The organism is Lentzea kristufekii (assembly GCF_033949925.1).
GTDB lineage: Bacteria > Actinomycetota > Actinomycetes > Mycobacteriales > Pseudonocardiaceae > Lentzea > Lentzea kristufekii.
Map to the genome: position 1 here is coordinate 1 of NZ_JAXAVV010000093.1, position 569 is coordinate 569.

The 569-nt window shown below is 68.0% G+C and carries 1 protein-coding gene; it reads right to left on the bottom strand.

Features of this window, described 5'->3' with window-relative positions; all coding sequences use genetic code 11:
- On the bottom strand, positions 1–431 hold a 431-nt coding region (locus tag SK571_RS46220; RefSeq protein WP_319990441.1), incomplete at its 3' end, for a class I SAM-dependent methyltransferase.
- Positions 432–569 lie beyond the last annotated feature (138 nt).

The following is a 569-nucleotide window of genomic DNA, read 5'->3' on the forward strand; positions in this document are numbered from 1 at the left end:
AGCAACAGCAGCTTCCCACCAGGGCGCAGCACGCGGTGCATCTCGGCGATCGCCCCGCGCTCGTCCGGGACACCGCACAGGCCGAGCGTGCAGACCACGGTGTCGAACGAGGCATCCGGGAACGGCAACGCCTGTGCGTCTCCCTCGCACAACTCGACTTCACGCCCGAGCTCGGTCGCGCGAGTGCGGGCGATGCCGAGCATGGCCGGGCTGAGGTCCAGGCCGGTCAGCCTGACGTCCGCCGGGTAGTGCGGGAGGTTGAGGCCGGTACCGATCGCCACCTCCAGCACGTCGCCGGTCGCCTGCGGGCACACCCACTCGCGGCCGCCGCTGAACTGGATGCGTTCGAAGAAGCCGATGTCGCGGTCGTAGCGCGGCGCGTAGCGATCCCACACGTCACGTAAGCCTTCGGTACTGAGCTTCTTGCTCATGTCGGTGTCCCTTCAGGCAGCAGTCCACGCGTGAGCAGGCCTGCCAGCGTGGATGGAACGGCAGCGGTGTCAAGAGGCTCTTGCCGGGCTGGATCCCAGTGCAGGTGCACCGCCCACAACACGCAGGTCTCCACCACA